The 6716-nt window shown below is 53.3% G+C and carries 8 protein-coding genes; 6 read left to right on the forward strand and 2 right to left on the reverse strand.

All coding sequences use genetic code 11. The features are described 5' to 3' along the window. Positions 1-20: 20 nt before the first annotated feature. The 6 genes from BLU05_RS23850 (at position 21) to BLU05_RS23875 (ending at position 5960) form a co-directional block, all read left to right on the forward strand. Positions 21-914: a PfkB family carbohydrate kinase gene (locus tag BLU05_RS23850; RefSeq protein ID WP_091885899.1), complete on the forward strand. Its 894-nt coding sequence runs from the start codon at positions 21-23 to the stop codon at positions 912-914. 35 nt (positions 915-949) lie between these two features. Continuing rightward, a complete protein-coding gene (locus BLU05_RS23855) occupies positions 950-2212 on the forward strand; it encodes an ABC transporter substrate-binding protein (RefSeq protein ID WP_091885848.1) in 1263 nt (420 codons plus the stop codon). A 90-nt stretch (positions 2213-2302) separates the two neighbouring features. Further along, a complete protein-coding gene (locus BLU05_RS23860; RefSeq protein ID WP_091885851.1) occupies positions 2303-3409 on the forward strand; it encodes an ABC transporter ATP-binding protein in 1107 nt (368 codons plus the stop codon). Between the two features lie 14 nt (positions 3410-3423). Next, positions 3424-4299 (forward strand): carbohydrate ABC transporter permease, encoded by an 876-nt coding sequence (locus BLU05_RS23865; RefSeq protein ID WP_162700261.1) that lies wholly within the window; start codon positions 3424-3426, stop codon positions 4297-4299. Beyond that, the gene (locus BLU05_RS23870) at positions 4296-5165 is read left to right on the forward strand and encodes a carbohydrate ABC transporter permease (protein WP_091885856.1); all 870 of its coding nucleotides are present in this window, start codon (positions 4296-4298) and stop codon (positions 5163-5165) included. Before BLU05_RS23865 ends, BLU05_RS23870 begins: the two co-directional genes overlap by 4 nt. A 156-nt stretch (positions 5166-5321) precedes the next feature. Beyond that, positions 5322-5960: a TerC family protein gene (locus BLU05_RS23875; protein WP_091885858.1), complete on the forward strand. Its 639-nt coding sequence runs from the start codon at positions 5322-5324 to the stop codon at positions 5958-5960. 34 nt (positions 5961-5994) lie between these two features. Here the strand turns inward: BLU05_RS23875 and BLU05_RS23880 are convergent, their stop codons facing one another. Continuing rightward, positions 5995-6525, reverse strand: coding sequence for an invasion associated locus B family protein (locus tag BLU05_RS23880; protein ID WP_091885861.1), 531 nt, complete (start codon positions 6523-6525; stop codon positions 5995-5997). After that, positions 6525-6716 (reverse strand): autotransporter outer membrane beta-barrel domain-containing protein (locus BLU05_RS23885; protein ID WP_139210514.1); only part of this gene is annotated, 192 nt, incomplete at its 5' end. The genes BLU05_RS23885 and BLU05_RS23880, both read right to left, overlap by 1 nt.

The raw sequence follows: 6716 nt of genomic DNA on the forward strand, positions 1-6716 counted from the left end.
CTCAATCGCTCTATGACGTGATGGTGGTCGGCGAATACTACTTCGACCTGATCTTTCGCGGTTTGCCTGATGTGCCGAAAATTGGTGCTGATCTTTGGGCAAAGGAATTTGAATGGGTGCCCGGCGCTGCATTTTCGACAGCCCTTGCCCTGACGAGGCTCGGCACAGAGGCAGGCTGGTGGTGTGCATTCGGCAATGATGTGTTCAGCCAGATGATTATCGAGGAGGCGCGGCGTGAGAGTATCGACGAAGGGCTTTTCATACATTTCCAGAAACCGTGGCGTCGTCTCAGTTCTGCTTTCTCGTTCACCCATGACCGTGGCTTCATCAGCTACAGCGAAGATCGCGATCCGAGCCCCCTTCCTGCGGACCTGGAGCGTATACGGCCTCAAATTCTGCTCCTACAGGGCTTTTCACTAGCGCCGGAGCGTCTCGCACTCGTGGATGCCGCCCGGCGGCTTGGCATCAAGGTCTGTTCCGATTGTCAGCACATTGAAATGGATTTGTCTGCACCGGGTTTGATTGGAGCCCTTCGGCAGATCGATGTGTTCCTGCCTAATGAGAGCGAGGCGAAGGCGCTGACGGGTGAGAGCGATATCAACGCCGTGCTGAAGATTCTCGCGCACTATTGTCCGACTGTTGTCATCAAATGCGGTGCCGATGGTGCAATCGCTTCGGAAAACGGGCAGATCTACCATGTTCCTGCTCTGGCTGTAGACGTATTCGATACCACAGGGGCTGGAGATAGTTTCAATGCCGGCTTTGTGCATGGGATGTTGCATGAACCGGATTTTTATTCGGCGCTCGAAGTCGCGGTTATTTGCGGCTCGCTGGCGGTCACCGGTTATGGCGGTCGCAATTTACCCTTTCATTCCGATCTCGACCAATATCGACGGCGCAGAGCCGCGATCTAATTCGCTTCAATAAACAAGAAAAGCAGGGAACGATCATGAAACATAAATTGAAGGCACTTGCAGGTCTCGCAGTTTTGGCAATGGCGGCGGCATTACCCGCAAAAGCTGAAACAATCTCCATGTTCTGCTCAGCGACCGATTATGAACTCTGCGAGGAGGGCGCACAGAAATGGGCAAAGTCATCGGGCAATGAAGTCAAGATTAACCGGACGCCACAAAACCTTGACGATGCCATTCCGATCTACCAGCAATTGTTTGCGTCTAATTCCCCGGATGTCGATCTCCTCTATGTGGATGTCATCTGGCTCGGCATGATGAAAGATCATTTCGAGAATATCAGCAAGCTGGTTCCAGAAGCCGAAGTAAAGGCGCATTTTGCATCTGCTGTCGAGGCGGCGCGCATCGATGGCAAGCTGCTTGCCATGCCTTTTTACATTGATACCGGATTGATGTTTTACAGGAAGGATCTTCTGGAAAAATACGGCAAACAAGCGCCAAAGACCTGGGATGAGCTGACAGCAACTGCCAAGGAAATTCAGGATAGCGAACGCAAGGCAGGCAATGCCGATATGTGGGGTTATTCATGGCAGGGACGCAGCTATGAAGGGCTTACCTGTGATGCCATTGAATGGATGGCTTCGGGCGGTGGCGGAACAATTCTTTCCGACAAGGGCGTTGTTACGGTCAACAACCCTCAGACACTTGCCGCATTGACACGGGCGAGGGGATGGATCGACACGATTTCACCGAAGGGCGTCCTCAACTATGACGAGGAGAGCTCCCGGGCACTCTTCGAAAGTGGCAATGCGGTGTTTCATCGAAACTGGCCCTATGTCTGGGGTACGTCGCAGGCTGATGGCGGCAAGCTTGTAGGCAAGGTCGGTGTGTCGGCGCTTCCTGTCGGCGCTGAAGGCCAGAAGTCCAGTGGTACACTGGGGACAGCCTATCTTGCCGTTTCCAAATATTCGAAGAAGAAGGAAAAGGCCGCTGATCTCTTGCGTTATATGGTTGGTCTGGAAGATCAGAAGATGCGCGCCATAAAGGGCGGCTATAACCCGACGGTCGAAGCCCTCTACAGCGATGCGGATGTGCTTGCGAAAATTCCTTTCCTCCCAATGGCAAAAAGCGCATTTGAAGAATCTGTCGCGCGTCCATCGGCGGTTACGGGGAAGGATTACAATCGTGTCTCACGTTCTTTCTACCGCTCGGTGCATGATATCATTTCGGGAACCGGGGACATTGGTGCGGAACTGGCGCAGCTGGAGAAGCGGCTGAAACGCGATGTGAAGGCCAACTAAGTTTCGGAATCGCAGATATTGCCAGCCTGTCTCTCCGGCGGGTTGGCAATCATCGCAAACAGTGGCCGAAGAATATCCAGGGACAGTGAAATGGCATCCGTCACTCTGAAGGAAGTAAGCAAAAGCTTTGGCGCATTCGATGTCTTGCAGTCGATCGATCTGACAATTGAAGACGGCGAGTTTATTGTCTTCGTTGGTCCTTCCGGCTGTGGAAAATCGACCCTGTTGCGGGCGATTGCGGGCCTTGTGCCTGTTTCCAAAGGCGATGTCTTTATCGGTGGTGAGCAGGTTACTGATGTTCCCGCGTCAAAACGCGGTATCGCCTTCGTCTTTCAGTCCTATGCGCTCTATCCGCATATGAATGTGGCGCGAAACATCAGCTTTGCCCTCGAAACTGCGCGTATGGCCAAGGCTGAAATCCGCCAGCGCCTGACGAGAGTGGCAGACATGTTGAAGATCGGCCACCTCCTGGATCGGCGGCCGAAGCAGCTTTCCGGTGGGCAACGCCAGCGTGTCGCCATCGGGCGGGCTCTTGTCAGTCAACCGCAACTGTTCCTATTCGACGAGCCACTGTCAAATCTTGACGCCGATTTGCGAATGGAGATGCGGTTCGAGATTGCCAAGCTGCACGCCGAGATCGGCACCACGATGATTTATGTCACGCACGATCAGACCGAGGCCATGACACTGGCCGACCGGATCGTTATTCTCAATCATGGACGTATCGAGCAGGTTGGAACGCCGCGCGAGCTTTATGACCGCCCCGCAAATCGGTTTGTTGCCGGTTTCCTTGGAAGTCCGCGCATGAACTTTGCACCCGTACATACTGATACGTCTTCCGGTCTTTTGCATGGGCCCTCGGGCTTTGTTTTTGCAACAAGCGGCACCGGAAGTTCCCAGCCTGTGACACTCGGGCTGCGACCGGAAGCGTTGGAAATTGTCGAAGCCGGAACAGCTCAATCCATTAGTGGCACCTTTGAAAGAGCGGAAGACCTAGGCTACGAACACATCGCCTATGTTCGTTTGTCTGATGATCTGGTGTGGACAATTCGTTCGACGGAGCCTCTTTCGGGACATGCGCGGGGGCAAGCCGTCGGATTGGGTTGGCAGATCAAAGATCTTTATCTCTTCAATGAGGCTGGGATACGTGTCGACGTTGAAGCGGCACGCGGTCCCGTCGTGGCTGTGCAAAGTTGAGGATGGGCATTCCAATGCGCAATCGGGAAACGAGGACAGCATGGCTTTTTCTTCTGCCGCTTCTCGTTGCACTGGCGGCTGTCGCGGTTTGGCCGCTTGTACGCAATGTGTATTTTTCCTTCACCAATGCCTTTCTGGACAATCCGTCTGAGTACAGCTTTGTTGGTCTGCAAAATTTCATAACCGTCATGGAAGATCCGGTTTTCTGGGGTGCTGTGACGAATACCATGATCTTCACACTGATATCCGTCAGCTTCGAAACGGTGCTCGGGTTCGGCATCGCGCTTCTCTTGCACCGCGCCTTTGCTGGACGTGGTCTGGTGCGCGCCGCCATTCTGGTGCCTTGGGCGATGCCGATGGTTGTGTCGGCCAAGATCTGGGAATGGATGCTCAATGATCAATTCGGCCTGATCAACAAGGCGCTTATCTGGCTGGGCTTTCTGGACAAAGGTATCGCCTGGACGGCAGATTCATCTCTCATCCTCGGTACAGTCATCTTCATCGATATCTGGGTTACGACACCGTTTATGGTGCTTCTCATTCTTGCCGGATTGCAACTTATCCCGGAGGAAATCTATGAGGCTGCCGAAGTGTCCGGCGTGCCGGCCTGGAAACGATTATGGTCGATAACCCTGCCATTGGCGGCCCCTGCAATCGGTGTCGCCGTTCTCTTCCGCACGCTCGATGCACTGCGCATGTTTGATCTGAGCTATGTGATCGCCGCCAATAACGAAAAAGCCATGACGATGTCGATCTATGCGCGTGACCAGCTTATCGGGTTTCAGGATCTTGGCGTCGGTTCTGCGGCTTCGACATGGGTGTTTCTGATTGTCGGGCTGATTGCCATCCTGATTGTCAGCCTGTTGCGGCTTGACCGGAGCACGGCATAGTGACCCAAACATCTGACCGTTACTCGAATAGAACATATCGCAGATTGAAGGCCCTCAAGCGTATCGGTCTTTATGCTGGCGTCACGCTCGTTCTCATCTATATGCTGTTTCCATATTATTGGGCGATCATTTCCTCCACAAAAACCCGTGAGAGCCTCTATAGTTTCAGTCTGGTGCCGTCGCTTGATTTCAGCAACTATATCAGCCTGTTCAACAATCCCATCTTCATGGGTGCGATCGTCAATTCGGCGATCATTGCCATTTCCAGCAGCGTTTTATCGCTGGTTATCAGTCTTTTGGCGGCTTACGCGCTTGGGCGTCTGCATTTCAAGCTCAGCCGGATCATTCTCATCTGCGTTCTGATGATTTCAGTATTTCCACAAGTGGTGGTTCTTTCCGGCATGTTCGAGGTCATTGGCTGGCTCGGATTCTACAATCGACCTGCGGCTCTCATCTTTTCCTATCTGTTGCTGATCCTGCCCTTTACGACCTGGGTTCTGACGAGTTTCATTCGCGATCTGCCTGTTGAGCTTGAAGAGGCTGCGTTGATTGATGGATGTTCGCGGATGCGGATATTGACGCACGTCCTGTTGCCGCTAATGGGTCCGGCCATTGCAAGCACCGGTCTGCTTGCATTCATTCTTGCCTGGAATGAGTTCCTGTTTGCGCTGACATTCATCCTGACTGATGAGAACAGAACGGTTCCGGTTGCCATCGGTTTGCTGACCGGCAGCAGCCGTTATGAGTACCCGTTCGGGCAAATTATGGCGGCATCTGTGACTGTCACGTTACCCCTGCTCATTCTCGTTCTTATCTTCCAGCGGAAGATCGTCGCGGGACTGACATCCGGAGCCGTAAAAGGCTGACCAAAGTCATGTCAAATGCATGCTGAATCGATCAGGGGTGTCCCTGATTATTTCTATGAGATAGGATTCTCCTCGTTTCAAGGATCGCTCAATTTTGCGAGATTCGCATGACTGAGTGTGAAAAACCGCAGGCGCAGAAACGATAGGCATGGCAGTATGACAGAACTCCTTACTCCCGAGGCACTTTCAACCCTTTTTCAAGTTGTTATGATGGATCTGGTTCTGGCCGGAGACAATGCGGTGGTCATTGGTCTGGCGGCTGCCGGTTTACCACGCGAGCAGCGAAACAAGGCCATTCTTGTCGGGATTATTGCTGCCACGGTACTGCGGATTCTTTTTGCCACCGTCGCCAGCCAGATGCTGCAGATCATTGGTCTTCTTCTTGCCGGCGGCATTCTCCTGCTGTGGGTGTGCTGGAAAATGTGGCGTGAATTGCACAATGGCAATGCAGACGACGTGGATATTGACGGCACACTGGATGAAGATACCACCTCAGGTGAAAAGACCGGGCGTAAAACATTTGCTCAGGCAGCGTGGCAGATAGTCATTGCAGATGTGTCGATGTCACTGGACAATGTGCTGGCGGTAGCGGGCGCTGCACGCGAGCATCTGGCCGTTCTGGTGTTTGGCCTGATATTGTCCATTGCCCTTATGGGGCTGGCCGCAAGTTTCATTGCGCGCCTGCTGCAGAGATATCGCTGGATTGCTTACATTGGCCTTGCGATCATTCTTTATGTCGCTTTGGAAATGGTCTATCGCGGAACCCTCGAAGTCCTGACTTATCTGCATAGTTAGTTGATAAGCTTTGCGGGGAGGGTTTATCTGTTCGTTACCTCAGAAGTTCTATCGTTCTGTTGAGTGCGGGCTCGAAACCCTTGAGAGATATGGAGAACGTAACGTCCTTTTCGGTGTCACTGGCGAAGGCTCCGAGATTCAGGGCTTTTCCCTTACGCAAGACTTTGGTGGTTGCATCGGTGAAAGTCAGTGGAACAATACAGCCTGAGGGCATACAGGTCCGGAATCGTGAAGGTTTTCCTGCCGGATTGTCGTCGATGCGGAACGTGACACCTTTCTCAAGGTAAAGGCCAAAGGGCATGGCAAGGTTGCCTTTCAATCCCGTATCACCGTCAGGCACGAACTCTATTGTCAATACGCGCTGCCCGCCCTTGTGCATCTGTTGCTGGGACAGGGCACAACGACGTGTGCCGCTCTCCTGAACTGCACAATTTACGCTCCAATCCTCGTAGGTTTCGGAAAGGGAGGAGGGGGTGGCAACCGGTTTGGCTTCGGTCTGGGCATAAAGCGGTGTGGTGGCAAGCAAGCTTGCCACCACACCATAGATCACATTCTGCAGACGCATCAGAATTTCACGCCAAGCTTCGCATCGACGGCATTTTGCGTAAGGCCCGAGCCATACTGGCCCGTATAGGTGAGACCCAGTGTTGCCCGGCGGCTGAGCTTGACGTCAACGCCAGCTTCAACCATCGCCGTATCCTCGGCAATCGGCACACCCGCCACCGAGAAGCCATTGCCGGTGGCAAAGGCAAGCGT

The organism is Phyllobacterium sp. OV277, from assembly GCF_900104355.1.
Lineage (GTDB): Bacteria > Pseudomonadota > Alphaproteobacteria > Rhizobiales > Rhizobiaceae > Phyllobacterium.